A 536-nucleotide genomic window follows, 5' to 3' on the forward strand; every position below is an offset into this window, starting at 1 on the left:
TCATTTAATGTTAATCGAGTGAAGCTGTGGCATTATTTTGGCGATACCCGACAATATCATGATGTTATTGTACAGTTATCGAACACAGAAGATTTTTCGAGTGGTGTGACCACCGTGTTTAATAACGATACTAATAACAGCGCCGGTCAAGGCGCAGGGGTAGATAACGAATATTCGGAAACAAGCGCGGGAAAGGAGATCGCGTTTCCTACCGTAAATGCTAGATATGTTAGATTGTGGTCGAACGGAAGTACCGCCAATGGATCCAATCATTATGTGGAGGTTGAAATTTATAAGGAAGATCCCATTACCGGCAAGTATTTCAATATTGTCAATCATACAAGCGGGAAATGTGCTACGAATCCTGGGTCTTCTACCTCAGATGGCACGATTATGGTACAGTCGACTTGCAACGGGGGAACGAACCAGCAGTGGAAGTTTGAACCCATCGGAAATGGATATTACAAGGTTAAAAATACTGCAAGTGGAAAAGTGCTTGATAACATCGGATCTACGACAAATGGAACCCAAATCAA

Annotated in this window: 1 protein-coding gene; it reads left to right on the forward strand. The window is 42.4% G+C overall.

Annotated features, from left to right (window positions below):
- Positions 1-536: RICIN domain-containing protein (locus GC102_RS28985; protein ID WP_171692597.1), on the forward strand; the 536-nt coding region annotated here is incomplete at both ends.

Origin of the sequence: Paenibacillus germinis (genome assembly GCF_013141785.1) — a bacterium.
Lineage (GTDB): Bacteria > Bacillota > Bacilli > Paenibacillales > NBRC-103111 > Paenibacillus_E > Paenibacillus_E phytorum.